Consider the following 21,565-nt stretch of genomic DNA (forward strand, 5'->3'; position numbering starts at 1 on the left):
CTAAAGGTCAGTCCCATCGGAAGGTTCGGGAGACCAGGTAGCCCAGGACTCCGGCCCATAGCGCGAGTGACAACGCGGCGGCCCAGGGGATGATCCCTTCGACCGTCGAGTTCGACAGACCGCTCGCCAGTGCCGCACTCGGCAGCAGCCGGACCACGCCCTGCATGGCCTCCGGATACTCGTCGACCGGCGTCATCACCGCGCCACCAGCGAGCAGCAACAGATAGAGCAGGTTCGCAGCTGCCAGCGTCGCCTCGGCCCGCAGCACACCGGCCATCAACAGACCGAGCGACGCGAACGCCGCCGTACCGCACAGAACAGTCAGTACGACGCCAACCACCGCATTAGCGCCACCCACCGGCTTCCAGCCCAGTGCGAACCCAGTCCCGATCAAAACGGCGAATTGGATCACCTGCACGATCAGCACCGCACCGATCTTCCCGGCAAGCAATCCGCCGCGTGAAAGCGGAGACGCCCCCAGCCGCTTGATCACGCCGTACCGGCGCTCAAAACCAGTAGCGATCGCCAGCGACGTGAACGACGACGACAGCACCGCAAGAGCAAGCACCCGCGGTACGGCGTCATCGATCGGCCGGCCGTCTCCGAGCGGCAGCCGGTTGCCCAGCCCCGTCGCGCCCAGCAACAGCAGCAGCCCAAGCGGAATGACCAGTGCGAGCAACAGTTGCTCACCGTTGCGAATCAGCAGCCGGAACTCCATCCGCGTGTGCGCCAGCACCTTGCGCGACCAGGGTGCGCTGCCCGGCTGGGGCGCATACGTCGTCATGAGTTCTCTCGCTTCGGTGCGGTCAGTTCGAGGTACACGTCCTCCAGCGACTTCGTGCCGTGCTCAGTCAGCGTGTCCGGCGTGCCAGAGGCGATCAGCTTCCCGGCCGCCATCACATGCACCTGGTCGGACAGCTGCTCGGCCTCGTCCATCGCATGCGTCGTCAGTACGACGGTCACCCCGTCATCCCGCAGGTCGCGGATCAGCTGCCAGATCTCGCGGCGCCCGTGCGGGTCGAGCCCGGTCGTCGGTTCGTCGAGGAACGCGATCTCCGGCCGCCCGACGATCGCCAGCGCGAGCGACAGCCGCTGCTTCTGCCCGCCTGACAACCGCCGGTACGGCGTCTTGCCGCAGGTACCGAGGTCCAGTCGCTCGACGAGCGTCGGCAGGTCCAGCGGGTGCGTGTGCAAAGCAGCGACGTACGTGAGCATCTCGAGCGCGCGGACGCCGGACCAGGCGCCGCCCTCCTGCAGCATCACGCCGATCCGCGGCATCAATTCGTCGTGGTCGGCGATCGGGTCCAGCCCGAGCACCCGGACGCGGCCGGAATCCGGTCGCCGGAACCCCTCGCAGCTCTCCACGGTCGTGGTCTTGCCCGCCCCGTTGGGGCCGAGCACAGACGTGACGGCGCCGCCGGTTACGGTGAGAGTGAGTCCGTCGACCGCGGCCTTCTCGCCGTACCGCACGACGAGGTTGTCGATCTCCACCGCGACTGGCACAACCGCAGCATAGAGAACAGGTAGACGTGACCTCGCTCACGCCCACCCCTGAACTTCAGCGGAGCGGCGTGAACCGGTTAGGGCAGCCTTATTTGAAGGGCACCCTGAATTACGCGACACTGATGTTGTGAAAACTTCCGCGACATCCGGAGCGGCGCCTGCCGGCACCGGCAGCGCGCGGGACGAGTCCACCCGGGACCGGGTCGCCCGGTCCATCTTGACCAACGGCCCGTCCAGCGCGGCAGTGCTGGCCGAGCGCCTCGAGCTGACGCCTGCCGCCGTCCGGCGGCACCTGGACCACCTGCTCGAGGAGGGTCTGGTCGAGTCCCGCGAGGAGCGCGTCTACGGCCCGCGCGGCCGCGGCCGCCCCGCGAAGGTCTTCGTGCTGACCGACTCCGGCCGGCACGCGTTCCACCAGGCGTACGACGACCTGGCGGCCACCGCGCTGCACTTCATCGCGGAGGCCGGCGGCGACGAGGCGGTGGCGGAGTTCGCCCGCCGTCGCGCCGTCGAGGTGGGACAGCGGTACCGGGAGCTGGTCGACGCGGCTCCCGAGAGTGACAAGGCGGAGGCGCTGGCCCAGGCGCTGACGGCGGACGGGTACGCCGCGTCCACCGCCGAGCGGGGCCACGGCGCTCAGCTCTGCCAGCACCATTGCCCGGTCGCGCACGTGGCCGAGCAGTTCCCCCAGCTGTGTGAGGCCGAGACCGAGGTGTTCGCCACCTTGCTCGGCCGGCACGTCCAGCGGCTGGCCACCATCGCCCACGGCGACGGTGTCTGTACGACGCACATCCCCGGGCCTGCCCCGGTTTCCTCTGTATCCGACGGCGAATCTGCGAGGACTGCACGATGACGCAAACCGCTCACCCCGAACTGGAAGGCCTCGGCAACTACCAGTACGGCTGGTCCGACTCCGACGCCGCCGGTGCGGTCGCCCAGCGCGGCATCAGCGCCGACGTGGTGCGTGGGATCTCGTCCCTGAAGAGCGAGCCCGAGTGGATGCTCGACCTGCGGCTGAAGGGCCTGAAGCTCTTCGACCGCAAGCCGATGCCGTCGTGGGGCGCCGATCTGTCCGGGATCGACTTCGACAACATCAAGTACTTCGTCCGGTCGACCGAGAAGCAGGCGACCAGCTGGGAAGAGCTGCCCGAGGACATCAAGAACACCTACGACAAGCTCGGTATCCCGGAGGCGGAGAAGCAGCGCCTGGTCGCCGGCGTCGCCGCGCAGTACGAGTCCGAGGTCGTCTACCACCAGATCCGTGAGGACCTGGAGGAGCAGGGTGTCATCTTCCTGGACACCGACACCGGCCTGAAGGAGTACCCGGAGCTCTTCCAGGAGTACTTCGGCTCGGTGATCCCGGTCGGCGACAACAAGTTCGCCGCGCTGAACACGGCGGTCTGGTCCGGCGGTTCGTTCATCTACGTGCCCAAGGGCGTCAAGGTGGACATCCCGCTGCAGGCCTACTTCCGGATCAACACCGAGAACATGGGCCAGTTCGAGCGGACGCTGATCATCGTCGACGAGGACGCCTACGTGCACTACGTCGAGGGCTGCACGGCGCCGATCTACAAGTCGGACTCGCTGCACTCCGCGGTCGTCGAGATCATCGTGAAGAAGGGCGCCCGCTGCCGCTACACGACGATCCAGAACTGGTCGAACAACGTCTACAACCTGGTCACCAAGCGCGCCACCTGTGAAGAGGGCGCGACGATGGAGTGGATCGACGGCAACATCGGTTCCAAGGTGACGATGAAGTACCCGGCCGTCTACCTGATGGGTGAGCACGCCAAGGGCGAGACCCTGTCGGTCGCGTTCGCGGGCGAGGGCCAGCACCAGGACGCCGGCTCGAAGATGGTGCACAACGCGCCGTACACGTCGAGCTCGATCGTGTCGAAGTCGGTGGCCCGCGGTGGCGGCCGGACGTCGTACCGGGGTCTGGTCGAGGTCGCGCCGGGTTCGCACCACAGCAAGTCCACGGTGCGCTGTGACGCGCTGCTGGTCGACACCATCAGCCGCTCCGACACCTACCCGTACGTCGACGTCCGCGAGGACGACGTGGCGATGGGGCACGAGGCGACCGTCTCCAAGGTCAGCGACGACCAGCTCTTCTACCTGATGAGCCGGGGGATGGCCGAGGACGAGGCGATGGCGATGATCGTCCGCGGCTTCATCGAGCCGATCGCCCGCGAGCTCCCGATGGAGTACGCGCTGGAACTCAACCGGCTCATCGAGCTGCAGATGGAAGGGGCCGTCGGCTGATGTCGACCGAAACTCTGGTTGCCACTGGCAACAAGGCGCACTCGCACGGGCCGGGCTCCCCGGTCCCGCTGCAGGCCCGGAGCGAACGGCCCACGTCGTACGACGTCGAGACCTTCCCGGCGCCCAATGGGCGCGAGGAGGAGTGGCGCTTCACCCCGGTGAAGGCGATCAAGTCGCTCTTCGAGGACGCCGAGAGCACCGAGACGCCGAAGATCGACGCCTCCGGCCCCGAGCAGGTCGCGATCGAGACCGTCGTCGCCGACGCGCTCAAGGTCCTCACCCCGCAGGACCGGCCGTCCGCGATCGCATGGAAGCGCTCGCCGTCCGCCCTGGCCGTTCGGATCCCGAACGAGGCCGAGCTGACCGAGCCGGTGCACGTGAACGTCGCGAGCCTCGGCGGCCGCGGCTACACGCACCTGATCGTCGAGGCCGGCCGGCACAGCCGCGCCCAGGTCATCATCGATCACACCGGTGCCGGTGAGCTGAGCAGCAACGTCGAGATCAAGGTCGGCGACGGCGCCGAGCTGCGCGTCGTGAGCATCCAGCAGGCCGACCACGAGTCGATCCACCTGGCCCAGCACGACGCGCTGGTCGGCCGGGACGCCCGCCTGCACCACGTCGTGGTGTCGCTCGGCGGCAAGGTCGTCCGGATCAACACCAACGTCCGGTACGCCGGTCCGGGCGGTGACGCCGAGTTGCTCGGGGTGTACTTCGCCGAGGGCGGTCAGCACCACGAGAACCGGCTGTTCGTCGACCACGAGGCCACGCACTGCAAGAGCAACGTGCTCTACAAGGGCGCGCTGGCCGGTGACAACGCCCGCTCGGTGTGGATCGGCGATGTGCTGATCCGGGCCGCGGCCGAGGGCACCGAGACCTTCGAACTGAACCGCAACCTGGTCCTGACCGAGGGCGCCCGCGCCGACTCGGTGCCGAACCTGGAGATCGAGACCGGCGAGATCGAGGGTGCGGGACACGCGTCCGCGACCGGCCGGTTCGACGACGAGCAGCTGTTCTACCTGCAGGCGCGCGGTATCCCCGAGGATGCGGCCCGCCGGCTGGTCGTGTCCGGCTTCTTCAACGACATCATCGGCAAGATCGGTGTCCCCGAGGTCGTCGACCACCTGCACGAGGTGATCGAAACCAAGCTGGCCCGTACGGCGGAACTCAGCGCCACCGCGAAGGCAGCACTCGGCCAGTGAGCGACAGCTTCGAGCGCGCCTGCGCCGCCGCCGACGTACCGGACGAGGGAGTCGTCTCGGTGGAGATCGGTGGCGTCGAGGTTGCGGTCATCAAGAGCGAAGGACAGTACTTCGCGGTGCGGGACGAGTGCTCGCACGCGCAGATCCAGCTGTCCGAGGGTGACGTCGGCGGATGCGAGATCGAGTGCTGGCTGCACGGATCCCGCTTCGACCTGCGCACCGGCGAGCCGACCAGCCTGCCGGCGTACGACCCGGTCCCGGTCTATCCGGTCCGCCTGGACGGCGCCGACGTACTCGTCGACGTGAAGAACCCCCTGAACCAGCCAAGCCTGTAATTGCATGGCCCTGTAGAAAACGACGGAGATAGAGAAACCTCATGGCGACACTCGAGATTCGCGACCTGCACGTGTCGGTCGACACCGAGAACGGCCCGAAGGAGATCCTGCGCGGCGTCGACCTGACCATCGCCGGTGGTCAGACGCACGCGATCATGGGCCCGAACGGTTCCGGCAAGTCCACGCTGGCGTACTCGATCGCCGGTCACCCGAAGTACAACGTCACCGGCGGCACCGTGACGCTGGACGGCGAGGACGTGCTGGACATGGCCGTCGACGAGCGCGCCCGGGCCGGCCTGTTCCTGGCCATGCAGTACCCGGTCGAGGTCCCCGGCGTGTCGGTGTCGAACTTCCTGCGCACCGCCAAGACCGCCATCGACGGCGAGGCCCCGAAGCTGCGCACCTGGGTCAAGGACGTCAACAAGGCGCTGGCCGACCTGGACATGGACGCCGACTTCGGCAACCGCAACGTCAACGAGGGCTTCTCCGGTGGTGAGAAGAAGCGCCACGAGATCGTCCAGCTGGAGCTGCTCGACCCGAAGATCGCGATCCTCGACGAGACCGACTCCGGCCTCGACATCGACGCGCTGAAGATCGTCTCCACCGGCGTCAACCGGTTCGCGGAGAAGGGTGACAAGGGCGTTCTGCTGATCACCCACTACACCCGGATCCTGCGCTACATCAAGCCGGACTTCGTGCACGTGTTCGTCGACGGCAAGGTCGCCGAAGAGGGCGGCGCCGAGCTGGCCGACGAGCTCGAGGCCAACGGCTACGAGCGCTTCCTGAAGGCAGCGGCCAAGTGACCGACGCCCGGACGTTCAGCAGTCCCTTGGACCTGCAGTCGGTCCGGGCGGACTTCCCCATCCTGTCGCGTGAGCTCGCGGGTGGGTTCCCGCTGGTCTACCTGGACTCGGCCAACTCTTCGCAGAAGCCGCGCCAGGTGGTCCAGGCGATCGAGGACCACTACCTGATCCACAACGCGAACGTCGCCCGCGCCATGCACCAACTCGGTGCGGAGGCCACAGCGGCGTACGAAGGTGGCCGGGACAAGGTCGCGGCCTTCATCGGCGCGACCAACCGGGACGAGATCGTCTTCACCAAGAACGCCTCCGAGGCGCTCAACCTGGCCGCGCACACCCTCGGCGCCGGGCTGAAGCCGGGCGATGTCGTGGTGATCTCCGAGATGGAGCACCACAGCAACATCGTCCCGTGGCAGCTGGCCTGTGAGCGCACCGGCGCGACGCTGAAGTGGTTCGGCGTCACCGAGGACGGTCGGCTCGACCTGTCGAATATCGACGAGCTGCTCACTGGGCAGACGAAGGTCGTCGCCCTGACCTGGGTCTCGAACGCGCTCGGCACGATCAACCCGATCGCCGACATCGCGGTCAAGGCGCACGCGGTCGGCGCGACCGTCGTCGTGGACGCCTCGCAGGCGGTGCCGCAGTTCCCGGTCGACGTCTCGACGCTGGGTGTGGACATCCTCGTCTTCACCGGGCACAAGGCGGTCGGCCCGACGGGTATCGGCGTGCTCTGGGGCCGGTACGACCTGCTCGCTGCGTTGCCGCCGTTCCTCGGTGGTGGCGAGATGATCGAGATCGTCCGGATGACCGGTTCGACCTACGCCGCGCCGCCGGCCCGGTTCGAAGCCGGTACGCCGCCGATCGCGCAGGCCGTCGGTCTCGGCGCGGCCCTGGACTACCTGTCCGGGATCGGGATGGACAAGATCGCGGCCCACGAGCACGCGATCGTGGAGTACGCGCTCGAGGGCCTGAAGACGGTCCCCGGGCTGAAGCTGCTCGGTCCGACCGATGCGGTCGACCACGGTGGTGCGATCAGCTTCGAGCTGGACGGCGTCCACCCGCACGATGTGTCGACGGTGCTGGATACGCGAGGCATCGCCGTACGGGCTGGTCACCACTGCGCGCGTCCGGTGCACGAGCGGTTCGGAATGCAATCGTCCACCAGAGCGTCTTTCTACCTGTACACGACTCCCGAGGAGGTCGACGCGCTCGTCGACGGACTCGGATTCGTCCGTAGCTTCTTCAAGGTGGACTGATATGCAGCTCGACAGCTTGTACCAGGAGATCATCCTGGACCACTACCGCACCCCGCATCACGCGGGGCTCGCGGACCCGTACGACGTGGAGGTGCACCACGTGAACCCGTCCTGCGGGGACGAGGTCACGCTTCGCGTCGAGCTCGACGGTGACACCGTCAAGGGCGTCACCCACCACAGCGTCGGCTGCTCGATCAGTCAGGCGGCCACGTCGGTGATGTCGGACCTGGTGATCGGCAAGCCGGTCGCCGAGGGGATGGCGACGTACGAGAAGTTCCTCGAGCTCATGCAGAGCCGGGGGAACATCGAGCCGGACGAAGAGGTTCTGGAGGACGGCGTCGCCTTCGCGGGCGTCGCGCAGTTCCCCGCCCGCGTGAAGTGTGCGTTGCTGGGCTGGTCGGCCTGGCGCGATGCCACCGCCCAGGCGCTGGCGGCCAACCAAGGAGTGAAGAATGTCTGACCAGACCGACGAGAAGATCGAGCTGCCCGAGGTCGACCTCGAAGCAGCCGCCGCGGCCCAGGCCGCCGGCCCCGGTACGACGCCGCCTCCGGTCGAGGACGTCACCGAGGCCCTCAAGGACGTCGTCGACCCCGAACTCGGGATCAACGTCGTCGACCTCGGCCTGATCTACGGCGTCACCGTCGACGACAGCTCCACGGCGATCATCGACATGACCCTGACGTCCGCGGCCTGCCCGCTGACCGACGTCATCGAGGACCAGACCCGGATGGCCCTCGAGGGCCTCGTCAACGACTTCCGCATCAACTGGGTCTGGATGCCCCCGTGGGGCCCGGAGAAGATCACCGACGACGGCCGCGACCAGCTGCGGGCGCTCGGCTTCAACGTGTGAGCAGAGTAGTAACAGTCGCGCCGGAGCGGTTGGATCGGTGGTTGACCGGCTTTGGTGAACGGCACGGCGACGTCTCGTTCGACGTAGCACCGCATCAGGTGACGGTGTCTGCGGCGGACGGGGCGGTTGCCGTGGTGAGTGTGCCCTTCCAGCCTCTCGTGGACTTGAGCCGCGAGGGGCTGGTTGCGCATGTGCTGGGGGAGCACCGGCTCGGGCTACTGCTGGTACGGCGGGGTGGGTACGGCGCGGGGGTTTTCGTCGGGCCGAAGCTGGTGGACTCGAAGGTCGGGTCACGCCATGTGCAGGGGACGACGAAAGCCGGTGGATGGTCGCAGCAGCGGTTCGCGCGGCGGCGTGACAACCAGGCGCGGGAGGCGTTCGCGGCGGCGACTGAGGTCGCCGTACGGATTCTGGCCGGGGCTCGGCTGGACGCGTTGGTGTGTGGGGGAGACCGGCGGGCGATCGAGACCGTGCTCGAGGATCCGCGGCTGAAGGACATCGCGAAGCTGGTGCGGCCGCCGTTTCTCGGGGTGGCGGATCCGAAGCAGAAGGTTCTGGAGGCTGCCGGGGTCGATGCGCGCGCGATCCGGATCGAGCTGACCGAACCTCAGGACGACGACGGGCCGTCGTAGAGCGCGCGGAAGTCCGACAGCGTGCCTTCGTAGTACTGCAGGTCGTCGAAGAGCTTGGCGCGGTGCACCAGCTGCGGGCTGTCGGCGAGCGCCTGCCGGCCGAAGTCCGACCAGATCGCCGAATCCGGCACCTGATCCGCATCCTCGGGCAAGAACTTCAACGCCTCGCGTACGGCGTAAGCGGCGTACTCCCAGTTGAGCTCGACGACCGACCGGTCCTGGCCGGGCTGCCCGGTGTAGGCCATGTCGGCGGTCAGCGCCCGGCGGGCGAACGTCGACGCCAGCACCGCCCACTGAGCCGCGTCGATCAGGGTGGAGACGCCCAGCCCGAACGGCACGCCGATCGTGCGGGAAGCCTCCTCACTCTCGTACGGGATCTCGATGTCGCCCGACGGTGAGGCATAGGTCCAGGCGGTCTCGCCCTGGGTGATGTTGACACCAGGTTGCAGGTCCGGCGGCGGTACCGCAGGCGCGGCCGTGTCGGCTGCGGTCTGCACGCTGGTGTAGACCTGTGCCTCGATCAGGGTCCTGGCAGTCAGCATCAGTTCCCGCGCTCCTGTTCGCTAGTTCGCATGCACACTACCGTGCTCATGGCCCGGAGATCGCCGGTCCCTGACCGGTCGGTGACATCGCCCGTGCGGCTGTCGTGGCGGCAGCCGGCTGGGTGGGCGGCGGTGCCACACCGGGGTTGAACTGCTGGGCCGTCGACCCGTAGTCGAGACCTTTCAACATGCTGGCCGGTACGCCGTTCTGGACCAGAGCGTCGGCGGTCTTCGCGGCGAAGTCGTCGTTCGGGCCCATCGTGTTGTACAGCTCGCGAAGGTCGACGCGCCCCTGAGCCATCAGGGCGATCCGGCCGTCGAGACTGCCGAGTGCCGAACCGAAGCCGCCGTCGCCCACCCCCGCCAGTCGCGCAGTACCGTCGCCCGGGTTGTAGACCGCGAGATAGAGCTGCTCGTTGTCGTCGCGGTCGCGCACCGACACCAGCAGGGTCTGCCGCTGCTGCTGTGCCTGGGCCAGCGCTGTCACCAGTGGTCGATAGGGCTCGTGTACTTCGTTGCCGTTGGCATCTGTCGTCGTCTCGGACGCCTCGATATCGGGCCGGCCGAGTCCCTCCGGGGTGATCATCAGCCGGGCATCGGCGAGTGCGGCGTCGACGCTCGCGCCGGACTCCATCGCCTTCAGGGCGTCGAGGAACTCGTGCTTGAGCATCTTGACGTAGAACTGGCCACGCGCGGCGTCCGGAATCTCCCTGCTCCGCTTGGTTTTCGGCGTGCCTTGTCCGTTGTCGCGCAACTGGTCGATGCCGACGTCGTAGCTCACCGGGATCCGGACCGTGACGACCTCGCCCTCCTCGAACTTGCTCGTCTCCAGCCGGGTGCCATAGGCGTCGGAGGCCTGCTCCTTCACCTGCTCGCCGACTGAGCCGCCGACACTGACCGGACCGCCACCCACGCCCGCATTCACCGTGCCGGGACCGACGTGGCTCCCGGAGCTGCTCGAGCGAGCTGCGGTCTCGCGCCGCGAGACCGCGCCGGTCTGCGCGTCACCGATCGGATCCTCGACCAGCTGGAGGCCGGTCTTGTGGGCCTTGATCGTGACGCCGATCGTGGTCTGGCCGTTGCCGCGAGCAACCATCGGCGGCAGTCGCAGACCGTCGTCGCTGATCAGCTCGTGGAAGTACGCCTTCATGGCCGTGGCCTTGAGATGACCCTCCAGCGCGCCGCGGTGCTCGGCGAACCCGGCCGGGCCGAGCACCCGGGGATCACTCAGCTCCGCGTCCAGGACGTCGTACAACTGGTTGGTCCGCTCGTCGCCCAGGCCATACGGCTGGGTGCTCTCGACGACGGCGCTCTCGGTGATCCTGATCGGCCGGTGCTCGGGCTGGTCGGCGAGTTGCGGACGGGTACCGGGTTCCTTGAGCAGCTTCTTCGGGACGAGCAAGGTGAGCTCGGCCTGCAGTTGCCGCGGGGTGGCGGTGATCGAGACCTGGTCCGGCTTCGTCCGGTCCAGCTTCCAGCGCGCACTCGTGAGGGCGGCGGCACCGGCATTCTGGATGCGGGTGACCCTCGAGGTGTAGACGATCGACCGCTTCACTTCGGCCATGTCGAAGTGCCCGGTGCGGTCGACATTCACGTCCTGCTCGCTGCTGCCGGCCCCGGTGGTGCGGACGCGCTCGACCTTGCCGCCGACGTTGCCCGAGTCCCCGGCTGCCGCGCTACCGCCGACCTCTGCGGAGTACGCCGTACTGTGGCCGATCGACCGATCCTGGCTGTGATGGCGGTAGGCCTGGTCGAGACCGATCGCCTCGACACCGGAGATCTCGGGCGTGCCGTCGACCGTGTACTCACCGATCATCTCGGCGGTGAGCTGGACCTCGTAGAGATCCGGGCGCTGCTGTCCCTCGATCGGCACCTCGATCGTGGCGACGAAGCCACGCGCGCCGAGCATGTTCTCGAGCTCGCCCTGATGGGCGTCCGCGGCCAGGTTGACCCGTAGCGCCGGGGCGAGCAGCTTGCTCTCGGTCAGTACGCCGGGCGCGATCTCCTCGAACTGCGGCCGGACGAGCTCGAAGAGGTCCACCGGTTCGCCGTCCGGACCGAGCACGGTGAGCTGGTCGATCTGCGCCGACGCGATGCTGTCCTGGTACGCCGGTCCTGGGTCGACCGCGCGGCGCTGAGCGGACAGTTTCTCGATGGCGAGCAGGCGCTCCTCGACCGTCGCGGTCTGGTTGGTCGTCGGCATTCCGGCGTTCTCGAACACCTTCGCGGCCAGCTGCTCGTGGTCGTGCTCGGCGGCCAGCCCGGTGGTGACGCCGGCTCGGTCGAGCTCGTACCGGCGGAGGAAGCCCATCGCGGTCTGCGGGTCCATCGTCACGCGGTCGTGCAGGTAGCGCTCGGCGACGTCGGCCACGACCGGCAGCGGCAGATCGAGCTCCCGTTTCGCGTAGAGCGCGAGAGCGCGGCGCTCAGCCATCGCCTTCTGCGCAAGGCCGTCATCGAGCTGGACGGTCTGGACGACGGCGCCGGAGGAGTCGAGGATGTCGGCCTCGAGCTCGTAGCGTTCGAGGAACTCGTAGTGCGTTCCGGTGTTGACCAGCAGCCACTCCTGGCCGGTCGCCCGGCTCACGGTCGTGGACTGCGAAGACCCGGCGTTCCGGCCGATGGAGCCCGAGCCGGCCGCCGACGACGCGTCGGCATCGGTCTGCCCGCCGCCGCCCTCGGCGCCCAGCCCGCCCCCGGTCGACGTACCGGAGGTGAACGACGCGTCGGTCAGGGTGAGGTTGATATTCGCGGTGTTCTGCTGGTTGACCGCCAGGAAGGTCTGGCTGACCGCGCGGCCGCGCAGGACGACCTTGTACTGCTGGGCCAGGGCGCTGCGGTCCGCGATCGCCTCGGCCGGGTTCGCCGGCGGTGGTGTGATCACCATCGGGACCTCGAGGTTGCCGTTCATCCAGTCCGGATTCGCGACGAGGCTGTCCGAGGAGAAGGCGGCGTGCAGTTGCGCGACGGCGCTGGAGTCGGCCCGGAACGCGGCGACCTCGGTGAAGATCTGGTCGGCCGGGTTCGCCGCGTCGACGGCGACGGCGATCGACGCGCGGACCGCGTTCGCGTGCGGCGCTTTCGGCTGCGCCTCGATCACCGGCGCTTCGGCGCGCGTCAGGGACTGCTCGTAGTACAGGTCGACCGAACCGGGGACGTCGGCGATGGGCTTCTCCAGCCCGCGGTCGGTGCGCTCCGCGAACGTGATCCGGACGCCCTGCTCGATCTTGTCGAGCGGCTCGGTGCTCTCGGCGAGCACGACCCGGTTGACCCGGCGGCCGGACGCGGTGGTGATGCTGCGGCCGACTGCGTTCCGGTTGAGCTTGGCCCCGAACCGGCTCGTCAGCCCGCTCTGCCCTTCATCGGGCCCATCGCCGACAGCAGCTCCGGCCGAGAGCGGCAGGGCGGTCGACCTCGTCGTACTGCGACTGGTGGCGTCCGAGGTGATGCCGAGCCGCACCACGTTGCGCGCAGACGTCGTACCGCGTCCGGTCTGGTCGTCGAAGTCCTGCACGACGCCCAGGCGGAAGTGGCGGTAGTGCGGTGCCCGGCCGGTGCTCTGATCGACCAGAGTGACCGGCAGACCGCCTTGGCAGGCTTGGTTGATGCCCGCCTGGATGCGGTGGTCATCCACGTTGTCGATGATCCGCTGGTAGTTCGCGAGCTGACCAGCTCGCCGCAGCGGATCCTTCGGCAGCGCGTCCCACCGCGGTTTGTGCTTCGCGTCGAGGGGCGGCACAAGGCCCATCTCACTCAGCTTCGTCAGGGCCTCCCGCTGAGCCTGCTCGGCGCCTTGCAGGTTCTCGGCGAGCGCCTTGCCTGGGCCGCGCAGCTGGTTCGGTCCGGCGCCCAGCCACGGCGGTACGATCTGCGGGCCGGTCGGGGGTTCGGCATCGCCGCGCAGCAGCAGTCGGTCGTCCTGGTCGAACCGCAGGCTGCCGTCGTCCTCCCGCCGTACGGCGTCTGCTGAGGCAGGCCCCCCGGCCCGCAGCAGGTCGTTCTCGGTGACCCGGATTCGCGCCTCGCAGGTGTCTGCCACCACGATCGGCGCGGCCTCGCGGTCGGAGATCTTCCGCAGGGTCGCCCGGACCTCGAAGTCGACGATGACGCCCTGCGTCGGGCCGCGGTCGCGATGAACCACCGGAGTGATGGCAGTGGAGCTGACGTTCTGGCCGCCGGAGCGGCTGACACTGCGCCCAGCGGACGCATTGGGTACGCCGAACGCCGTCACGCCGGCCGTCGCGGTCATCGACGTGCCGTAGGACTCGGAGGCGTTCACTCCGGAGAAGTCGACCTCGACGCCCTCCTTGCCCACCTCGGTGCTGGGCTCGCCGCTGAGCGTCGCGGTGCTCCACACCGGCTCGATCTCGATGGTCAGCTCGTACTCCGACCGCCCGTCGACCGAGATCGGCCGCGTGAGCCCACCGGGCTTGGTGAATTGGTGCAGCAGCCGGCTGGTGTCACGGGTGACCATCACGTTGAGGTGGTCGTACGCGACCCGGTCTAGGCCGTCCTCTCGATCCCGCAGCTGCTTGGCCAGGCGGTCGCTGATGTCCTGTACGCCGTTGATCCGGGTGACGGTGTGCGGCGGGAACTCCGGACTGCACTCGTCCGCCCGGCCCAGCTGCTCCAGCGTCACGATCTCCGTGGGCGCCTTGACGGTGTAGGCGCTGGAGATCCAGGTGAGGTGCTCACCCGCGTCCACCGCCTCGACCGGCGACCAGTCCGCCATAGGGGAGCTGCGGTACTCGACCAGCCACTTGCCCTGCGACCGGTAGAGCAGGGACTCTCCGTGCGCGTCGTCGACCTCGCCTTCCTGCTCATGCGTCGACAGACCGGACGACTGGGTGAAGGACTGTCCGCGGTTCACGTCCGCCCGGGGTGCGGCGACCTGGCCGGCGGTGTGGACCGCGCTGCCGGGAGTCGCCAGCGCCATCACCGGCTGCAGATTCACACCGAACGACGTACTGCTCGAGTGGGTGTTCGACGTACCGAGGCCTTGGCCGCCGGCGCCGATCCAGCCGTTCATCTGCTGGGCCAGGTCGTGGTCGCGGTCGACGACCTCGGTGAGGTCGGTCCGCTCGAACCGCAGCCGGACCTGACCGACCTTCTTGATGTCGTCGTCAGCGGCGCCACCGCCGACCGGGATCACCAAGCCGTCGTCCGACATCAGCAGCCGGTACTCGGCGGTCGGGATCGGGCGGGGTGCATTCGGGTCGAGCCCGTGCGGTCCGCCGCGCTCCTGGATGATGCGGTTGATGTCAGCGACCGGAGCGAGCAGGGGCTCGCCGGTGGGTACGCCGGTCTCCAGCAGCTCGGGAGCCGGTAGGGCTCGCGCGCTGGCGGCTTCGTAGATCTCGACCCGGTCGGTCGCCTCGTCGGCTAGCGCGGTGAGCTGCGCTTGGGGCGACCCGGCGTCGATCGCGGTGAGCAGGTCGCGGTAGCCGGACAGGGCGTGAGCGGCGTCCTCAGCCACCTGCCGGTATCCGCTCGCGAGCTCGGTGTGTCGAGCTGCTTTGTTGCCTGCAGCAACCGCCTGGACGCGGAAGACACGAGCCCGTTCGGCGGCTCCGAGATCTTTGAGCGCTTGTTCGGTGACGGCCTTGCCTTCGAGATCGGCCGCGTCAGCGGTGGCCGCCACCGCCGTCGACACCTTGGTATCGGCCTGCACTGTGAAGCCGGCGACGGCTGTCTCGAGCTCGTCGATCTGGCGGACGACCTGCTCGCGCAGTGCGGCGGGGGAGTTCGGTGTGGTTGATTCGGTCAGCAGTCGTTCTGCCGCGTGGCCTAGCTCGATCGCATCCGGCGCCGACCGGGCTTCGGTCGACCAGGGCAGCTCAGGCAGCGCACCACCGCGGCGCTTGAGGGCGCCGGCCAGACCTTCGATCTCGGTGCGGATCTCCGCCTTGCTGCGGGTGCCGTTCGGATCGCGCCACTCCTTGGCGAGCAGTTGGTACGTCGCATAGTCCGCGCGGGTCCGGATGTCGCGCTGCTCCACGCCGAAGCGGGCTCGCAGCCGGGCGAACATGCCGGTGGGCTCGGGAGTGGCGAGCTGCTGGGTCAACTGGCTGATTTGGTGCGTCCAGACCTGAGCGAGCTGCCCGTCGGCCACGGTGGGCGAGATCCGCAGTACATGCGGGTCTTCCGCCGTACCGGCTGCTGTGCGGCCTTGAGCGAGCAGGGTGCCGACTGTGCGGTCGACCTCGACGCGCACGTACTGCGAGCCGTCGATCACTGCGAGTCCGGGGCCGGCGAGTGTGGGCGCGTCAGGCAGTTGTCCGAGGGCTGCCAGCGCGGAGTCGGGAGTCAACGCGGGTGCGTCGGCCGGGCGGCTGGTGGTGCCGGTGGCGCGGGTCAGGAAGCGGCGGCGATGGAGGCGGTGCTGCGGCGGTGTCACGGCGGCCGGCGTACCGAGACTGCGTGCGGTCTGGCTGATCGCGGCGGCACCGGAGACAGCCGCAGTGAGCGAGGGCGGCCTGTTGGCGGCGGGGAGCGCGGCTAGTCGGGTAGCGGCTTCGGGGGAGGTCTGGGCGGCACTGCGCAGGGCGACGCGCAGCATGGCGCGGGCCTCGTCGTGACGCGATTGGTCCAGTCCGGGCACTGTGAGCAGCCGGTCGAGCGCAGCGGCAGCGCCGAGGCCGGGCTGCTCGTCACGGTTCCGGGACCGTGCGGCACCGAGCAGCGCTACCGCCTCGGCCAGCATCCGGTCGTCGTGCACCTTGTCACTGGCCCGGCTTGCGAGGTACGTCTGCAGGTCGGCAGTGACCCGCGCCGGGAGGACGTCGTACCGGCTGGTCAGCCAGACGCTGCCGTCACGGAGCGGGACAGCAGTGGGCCAGGCGATTCCCAATGCGGTGGAAATCGCCGTCCGGGCACGGCTCTGCGGGTCGGGCACCACACCTCCGAAGGGTCGTCTGGCCGGGACGCTAGCAAACTTTCGGTTACTCGCCAGCTACTCGAAGCACCCGTTCTGTTAACGATTTACGCCTGTCGGCCTCCTAGGATCGACGCATGACCGAGCAGTTGGGATCCTCCGGGTGGACAGTGACCGAAGCGCGCGGAGTGATCGCGCAACTGCGGCACGTCGCCACCGAAGGCCCTGAGTACGACGGCGTCGAGCTCTTCCTCGCCTTGTCCGAGTACCTGGACCAGCTGTACGGCGGCCACGGCTTCGACGTCCTGCTGGTGGATCCGGAGCGCGCTGCGCTCGCCGGGGCAATTAGTGAGCAACGCTCACGACGCGCCGGAGCTGGAGAGCGGCTGGAACAGCCGGTGAACTCTGCTGTCACGCTGGCTGAGGGCCGTGCGCTCGCAGGTGCACTGGAGAGCGCAGAGGGCTGGCAACACCAGCTAGGACTGGCCTTACACGCGCTCTACACCTACCTAGACCAGTTGTACGGCGGACCGGGCGCATTCACCGAGCTTTTGACCTCTGAGGAGCGCAACCGGGTCGCGAGCGGGTAACAGCCCGCACCAGTTGGCGAGGATGGCACCTGGATGCCATTACGGTAGGCGCGTGAGTCTCTCGTCCTCCACGCGTACTCCTGCCCCCAACGCCCGCGGTACGGGCCGGCCGGCGGGCGGTGGTACGAACCGCCTCCCGAACAGCCGAGAGCGCCGCCCGGCCCTGGCCGCCTTGGCGGTGATCCTGATCCTGCTCGGCGCCGCCGGCTCCGCCCTCATCGCTCTGAACAGCGGCAACCGCGAGGGCTACGTCGCCATCAGCGCGGACAAGCTTCCACCGGGTCACAAGCTCGTCGAGAAGGACCTGTCCAACGGTGACCTGGCCGGTGCGACCGATGCGCTGATCAAGTGGTCCGACCGGAGCAAGTACCTCGGCCAGTACACGACCACCTGGCTGTACCAGGACCAGTACCTCACGCCGAAAAACCTGTCCCCCGATGCGCCGACCCCGAGCGGCGGGGCGCAGGTCGGGGTCGTACTCGACGCCGGTCGGGCCCCCTCCGACGGTCTGGGCGTGGGCGACGTCGTACAGGTGGTGCGGGTGCCGACTGCGAACCAGGACAGCGTCGGTCCGGCCACGCTCGTCTCCGCTGCTGTGGTGACGGCCTCTGCCGGCGGCGTCGTCGCTGAGAAGGGCTCCACGGTCAACACGCTGAACGTCAGCATCCTGGTCCCGACCGGCAAGGCGACCGCAGTCGCCGCTGCGGCGGCCTCGAAGACGCTGGTTCTGGTCAAGCTCAACCCGGCGACCAAGCCCGACGTACCGCGCACCAACGGGGACGGCTGATGGCACTCGTAGCTCTTGCGAGTGCCAAGGGATCTCCCGGTGTCACCACTGCCGCTCTGGTGCTGGGAGCGCTCTGGCCGCGGCAGGTGCTGCTGGCTGAGTGTGACCCATCCGGTAGTGACGTAGCGATCCGAATGACCGCACCTGGTGGTACTCCGCTCAACTCCGACCGCGGTCTGGTCAGTCTGGCCGCTGCGAGCCGCAAGGGCCTTGGTGACGAGGTCATCCACGCTCACAGCCAGCAGCTCGACGGTGGGCTCGACGTACTGCTCGGTGTGCGTTCGCCCGAGCAGGTCGGCGGCATGGGCGGTCTGTGGCATCCCCTGGGCATCACGTTCAACCAGCTGCAGCAAGCCGACGTACTGGCTGACTGTGGACGCATCGGCGCCACCTCGCCGCAGCTGCCGGTCATCCAGTCCGCACGGCTCATCGTGATGGTCTGTACGGCGACTGGTTCGTCCGTGGCGCACCTGCGGGAGCGAATGGGCGCACTGGTGCACCACGTCGACGCACAGCTCGGTGTGATCGTCGTAGCAGACCCGAAGCGTCGTGACGGCGTGAAGCAGGTGTGGTCCGTGCTGGACGCCATGTCGGTGCCGGTGCGGAACAGGTGGCACCTGGCCTACGACCCGGTCGGTGCGGCGTTCTTCGACGGACGCGGACACGGCCGACTCGAGAAGACTCAGCTGATCCGGTCAGCGACCGACATCACCGCCGAGATGGCCGCACTGGTCGCCGCACCGCACGACTTCGACATGGCCCAAGCCGCCTTCCCTTTGCAGGGTGAGCGATGACGGCTGATCAGGAACTGGTCCGCCGCCTGCGTTCTCAGGTGGCCGACCGGCTGAACGAGCAGCGCCGCCGGGACCAGGTGAACGGCGTACCGCCGATGAGCGCCGAGGACGAGCGTGAGTACGCCCGGTCGCTGATCGTGCAGGTGCTGGAGGACCACGCCCGCTACGAGCTGGCCGAGGGCCGGACGCCGCCGACTCCGGATGACGACGCGCAGATCGCCGGTGCCATTCACTCGGCGCTGTTCGGGGTCGGGCGGCTGCAGCCGCTGATCGACGACCCTGAGGTCGAGAACATCGACATCAACGGTTGCGACCAGGTCTTCGTCCAGTACGGCGACGGTCGCGAGGAGATGCCCGGTCCGGTCGCCGAGAGCGATGAGGAACTGGTCGAGCTGATCCAGGTGCTGGCCGCCCACGCGGGTCTGACCAGCCGCCCGTTCGACTCTGCGAACCCGCAGCTCGACCTGCGCCTGCCGGACGGCTCGCGACTGTCCGCCGTGATGGGCGTGACGTCGCGTCCCGCGGTCTCGATCCGGCGTGCACGACTTGGCCGGGTGTTCCTGCGCGACTTGGTGGCCAATGGCACCTTCTCCGATGACGTCGGTCAGTTCCTGCGCGCCGCCGTACTGGCTCGGAAGAACATCATGATCGCCGGAGCGACGAACTCCGGGAAGACCACGATGCTGCGTGCGCTCGCCAACGAGATCGCCCCGCACGAGCGGCTGATCACCGTAGAGCGCTCTCTGGAGCTCGGTCTCGGTGAGTTCAAGGAGCTGCACCCGAACGTGGTCGCGTTCGAGGAGCGGCTGCCGAACTCCGAAGGCGTCGGCGCAGTTCCGATGGCCGACCTGGTTCGCCGTTCGCTGCGCATGAACCCGTCGCGCGTCATCGTCGGTGAGGTGCTCGGTGACGAGATCGTCACGATGCTGAACGCGATGAGCCAGGGCAACGACGGCTCGCTGTCGACGATCCACTCGAACAGCTCGATGGAAGTGTTCAACCGGATCAGCACCTACGCCATCCAGGCGACCGAGCGGCTGCCGATGGAGGCGACCCAGATGCTGATCGCGGGTGCCCTCGACTTCGTGGTCTTCGTACGCAAGCAGAATGACTACCAGCACGGCGGCGGCCTGAGCCGGTACGTCGAGAGCATCCGCGAGGTCACCGGTTGGGACGGCCGGGTGCTGTCCGGCGAAGTCTTCGCTCCCGGACCGGACGGCCGGGCCGCGGCACACGCTCCGATCGCCTGCATGGATGAGCTCGAGTACTACGGGTACCAGCCCGTCGTACACGGAACGTGGGCGTGACGAGATGAGCGACGAGACCCTGTTGGCCCTACTCTGCGGAGCGGTTGTCGGTGGCGCGGTTCTGCTGCTGATCGTCGCGATCCGCGGTACCGAACCGCGCGACGAGACCCCGTCGATGTTCCGCCGTGGCGGGAACGCGGACAGCCGGAAGAACCTGATCCGACTCGGCGTCGGGGTTGGCGTCGGCCTCGTCGTACTGGCGGTGACGCGTTGGCTGGTGCTTGCTGCTGCGCTTGGTCTGCTGGCTGCGTTGGCCGATCGCTTCTTCGGTGGTACCGGTGAGGAGCGGCGAGCCATCGAGCGGCTCGAGGCGTTGGCCACCTGGACCGAGGCGCTGCGCGACACCATCGCAGGCGCGGTCGGTCTGGAGCAGGCCATCCCCGCGACCGCGGTGAACGCGGCCCCCGCGATCAAGCCCGGCCTGAACCTGCTGGTCGACCGGCTGCGGATCCGCGAACCGTTGCCCTCGGCACTTATGCGGTTCGCCGACGACCTGGACGACCCGTCCGCCGACCTGATCGTGGCGGCCCTGGTACTGAACGCGCGGCTGCGTGGTCCCGGTCTGCGCGAGGTGCTCAGTGCGCTGGCCGACTCGGCCCGCGAGGAGCTCGACGTACGGCGAAAGGTCGCAGCCGAACGGCGGTCGACGCGGCGCTCGGTGCAGGTGGTCGTCGCGATCACGCTGCTCGTCGCGGCCGCGCTGGTGTTGTTCAACCCGACGTACGTGGCGCCGTACACGAGCTTCATCGGGCAGTTCGTGCTCTTCATCGTGATCGCGCTCTACGCGGTCGGCCTGGTCTGGCTGCGGCGCCTGGCGAAGATCGAGGTACCGGAGCGGTTCCTGATCGGTGGCACGCAGAAGCGTTCGGGCGAGGAACGGATGGAGGTGGTGGGCGGATGATGTGGGCCTTCTTCACCGGTGCGCTGGTGGGACTCGGCGCGTACCTGTTGGTGCGGATGCTGATCCGGCCGCGGGCCAACGTGCTCTCGACGATCGCGCGGATCGACGCCGGTCGCGGCGGTGGCGGTGCCACCACGAGCGCCGCGGGAGAGCGCGTTCTCGGCGGTCTCGACAAGGCGCGGCACACGCTCGGCCAGCGGCTCGAGGCCGAGGCGAACGCGCGCGGCTGGGCCTTCGGCAAGCTGCGCCGCGACCTCGCGGTGATGAACCAGCCGTTCGCCGCGATGCTGGCCACCAAGGTGTTCTTCGCGCTCGGCGCGATGATCTTCATCCCGTTCGTGCTGTTCGCGTTCACCGCGCTCGGCTTCGGCGCACCCGGTGCGACACCGGCCATCGTCACACTGGCCGCGATGGCCTTCGCGTTCTTCCTGCCGGACCTGGCACTGCGCCAGGAGGCGGAGGCGCGGCGGCGGGACTTCCGGCACGTGGTCGGCAGCTTCCTCGACCTGGTCGCGATGAACCTGGCCGGCGGCCGCGGTCTGCCCGAGGCGCTGATGACGGCCTCCACCATCGGCGACCACTGGGCGATGGCACGGATCCGGCAGGCGCTGGCCAACGCGCGCCTGATCGGCATCACGCCGTGGGACGCGATGGCCCGCCTGGGTGAGGACCTGGGCGTCGAGGAACTGCGGGACCTGGCGTCGGCGCTCGCGCTGGCCGGTGACGAGGGCGCGAAGATCCGCGCCTCGCTGCTGGCCCGGGCCGCGTCGCTGCGCCGCAAAGAGCTTGCCGATGTGGAAGGCAAGGCGGGTGAGCGGTCGCAGTCGATGCTGGTCGCCCAGCTGGTGATGTGCGCGGCGTTCATGCTGTTCCTCGGATTCCCGGCCGGGATCGCGATCCTGGGCAGCTGAAAGCGGGTAGGGATCCGTTCG

At 68.6% G+C, this 21,565-nt stretch carries 19 protein-coding genes; 15 read left to right on the plus strand and 4 right to left on the minus strand.

The genetic code is table 11. The features are described from left to right. Nucleotides 1-7 precede the first annotated feature (7 nt). Nucleotides 8-784: an ABC transporter permease gene (locus tag ABD231_RS06940; RefSeq protein ID WP_344146791.1), complete on the minus strand. Its 777-nt coding sequence runs from the start codon at nucleotides 782-784 to the stop codon at nucleotides 8-10. Further along, on the minus strand, nucleotides 781-1,503 hold the full coding sequence (locus ABD231_RS06945; RefSeq protein WP_344146794.1) for an ABC transporter ATP-binding protein: 723 nt from the start codon (nucleotides 1,501-1,503) through the stop codon (nucleotides 781-783). Before ABD231_RS06945 ends, ABD231_RS06940 begins: the two co-directional genes overlap by 4 nt. A 127-nt stretch (nucleotides 1,504-1,630) precedes the next feature. On the opposite strand from ABD231_RS06945, the gene ABD231_RS06950 reads away from it, so the two are divergent. From ABD231_RS06950 to ABD231_RS06990, 9 genes are read left to right on the plus strand one after another with little or no spacing between them, the layout of a single operon-like run. Beyond that, a complete protein-coding gene (locus ABD231_RS06950) occupies nucleotides 1,631-2,356 on the plus strand; it encodes a helix-turn-helix transcriptional regulator (protein WP_344146797.1) in 726 nt (241 codons plus the stop codon). Next, nucleotides 2,353-3,765 carry a Fe-S cluster assembly protein SufB gene (gene sufB / locus ABD231_RS06955; RefSeq protein WP_344146800.1) on the plus strand — a complete coding sequence of 471 codons (1,413 nt, stop codon included), beginning with the start codon at nucleotides 2,353-2,355 and terminating at the stop codon, nucleotides 3,763-3,765. The genes ABD231_RS06950 and sufB overlap by 4 nt, the downstream gene beginning before the upstream one ends. After that, nucleotides 3,765-4,964 carry a Fe-S cluster assembly protein SufD gene (sufD, locus tag ABD231_RS06960; protein WP_425554153.1) on the plus strand — a complete coding sequence of 400 codons (1,200 nt, stop codon included), beginning with the start codon at nucleotides 3,765-3,767 and terminating at the stop codon, nucleotides 4,962-4,964. The genes sufB and sufD overlap by 1 nt, the downstream gene beginning before the upstream one ends. Continuing rightward, on the plus strand, nucleotides 4,961-5,299 hold the full coding sequence (locus tag ABD231_RS06965; protein WP_344146803.1) for a non-heme iron oxygenase ferredoxin subunit: 339 nt from the start codon (nucleotides 4,961-4,963) through the stop codon (nucleotides 5,297-5,299). The genes sufD and ABD231_RS06965 overlap by 4 nt, the downstream gene beginning before the upstream one ends. A gap of 41 nt (nucleotides 5,300-5,340) precedes the next feature. Next, nucleotides 5,341-6,102, plus strand: a complete 762-nt coding sequence (gene sufC, locus ABD231_RS06970) for a Fe-S cluster assembly ATPase SufC (protein ID WP_344146806.1) — start codon at nucleotides 5,341-5,343, stop codon at nucleotides 6,100-6,102. Next, on the plus strand, nucleotides 6,099-7,355 hold the full coding sequence (locus ABD231_RS06975; RefSeq protein WP_344146809.1) for a cysteine desulfurase: 1,257 nt from the start codon (nucleotides 6,099-6,101) through the stop codon (nucleotides 7,353-7,355). The genes sufC and ABD231_RS06975 overlap by 4 nt, the downstream gene beginning before the upstream one ends. A gap of 1 nt (nucleotide 7,356) precedes the next feature. Beyond that, the gene (sufU, locus tag ABD231_RS06980) at nucleotides 7,357-7,815 is read left to right on the plus strand and encodes a Fe-S cluster assembly sulfur transfer protein SufU (RefSeq protein ID WP_344146812.1); all 459 of its coding nucleotides are present in this window, start codon (nucleotides 7,357-7,359) and stop codon (nucleotides 7,813-7,815) included. Then, entirely contained in the window at nucleotides 7,808-8,206 is a 399-nt protein-coding gene (locus tag ABD231_RS06985) for a metal-sulfur cluster assembly factor (RefSeq protein ID WP_344146816.1), read from the plus strand. Before sufU ends, ABD231_RS06985 begins: the two co-directional genes overlap by 8 nt. Beyond that, nucleotides 8,203-8,838, plus strand: a complete 636-nt coding sequence (locus ABD231_RS06990) for an acVLRF1 family peptidyl-tRNA hydrolase (protein WP_344146819.1) — start codon at nucleotides 8,203-8,205, stop codon at nucleotides 8,836-8,838. Before ABD231_RS06985 ends, ABD231_RS06990 begins: the two co-directional genes overlap by 4 nt. Here the strand turns inward: ABD231_RS06990 and ABD231_RS06995 are convergent. Together ABD231_RS06995 and ABD231_RS07000 are read right to left on the minus strand one after the other, a co-directional pair. Further along, a complete protein-coding gene (locus ABD231_RS06995) occupies nucleotides 8,814-9,380 on the minus strand; it encodes a hypothetical protein (protein WP_344146822.1) in 567 nt (188 codons plus the stop codon). The two genes, ABD231_RS06990 and ABD231_RS06995, sit on opposite strands and share 25 nt — an antisense overlap. 46 nt (nucleotides 9,381-9,426) lie before the next feature. After that, nucleotides 9,427-16,275, minus strand: coding sequence for a hypothetical protein (locus ABD231_RS07000; RefSeq protein ID WP_344146825.1), 6,849 nt, complete (start codon nucleotides 16,273-16,275; stop codon nucleotides 9,427-9,429). 116 nt (nucleotides 16,276-16,391) lie between these two features. Here ABD231_RS07000 and ABD231_RS07005 point away from each other — a divergent pair, with 116 nt between their 5' ends. From ABD231_RS07005 to ABD231_RS07030, 6 genes are read left to right on the plus strand one after another with little or no spacing between them, the layout of a single operon-like run. Further along, the gene (locus ABD231_RS07005; protein WP_344146828.1) at nucleotides 16,392-16,844 is read left to right on the plus strand and encodes a hypothetical protein; all 453 of its coding nucleotides are present in this window, start codon (nucleotides 16,392-16,394) and stop codon (nucleotides 16,842-16,844) included. Between the two features lie 52 nt (nucleotides 16,845-16,896). Continuing rightward, complete coding sequence (locus ABD231_RS07010) at nucleotides 16,897-17,631, plus strand: hypothetical protein (RefSeq protein WP_344146831.1); 735 nt, start codon at nucleotides 16,897-16,899, stop codon at nucleotides 17,629-17,631. Continuing rightward, entirely contained in the window at nucleotides 17,631-18,425 is a 795-nt protein-coding gene (locus tag ABD231_RS07015; RefSeq protein ID WP_344146834.1) for a CpaE/TadZ family protein, read from the plus strand. The genes ABD231_RS07010 and ABD231_RS07015 overlap by 1 nt, the downstream gene beginning before the upstream one ends. Next, entirely contained in the window at nucleotides 18,422-19,732 is a 1,311-nt protein-coding gene (locus ABD231_RS07020) for a TadA family conjugal transfer-associated ATPase (protein ID WP_344146837.1), read from the plus strand. The genes ABD231_RS07015 and ABD231_RS07020 overlap by 4 nt, the downstream gene beginning before the upstream one ends. Then, a complete protein-coding gene (locus tag ABD231_RS07025) occupies nucleotides 19,680-20,633 on the plus strand; it encodes a type II secretion system F family protein (protein WP_344146840.1) in 954 nt (317 codons plus the stop codon). Before ABD231_RS07020 ends, ABD231_RS07025 begins: the two co-directional genes overlap by 53 nt. Beyond that, complete coding sequence (locus ABD231_RS07030) at nucleotides 20,630-21,544, plus strand: type II secretion system F family protein (protein ID WP_344146843.1); 915 nt, start codon at nucleotides 20,630-20,632, stop codon at nucleotides 21,542-21,544. The genes ABD231_RS07025 and ABD231_RS07030 overlap by 4 nt, the downstream gene beginning before the upstream one ends. Nucleotides 21,545-21,565: the final 21 nt, after the last annotated feature.

Source organism: Kribbella yunnanensis, from assembly GCF_039529655.1.
In the GTDB taxonomy this organism is placed as follows: domain Bacteria; phylum Actinomycetota; class Actinomycetes; order Propionibacteriales; family Kribbellaceae; genus Kribbella; species Kribbella yunnanensis.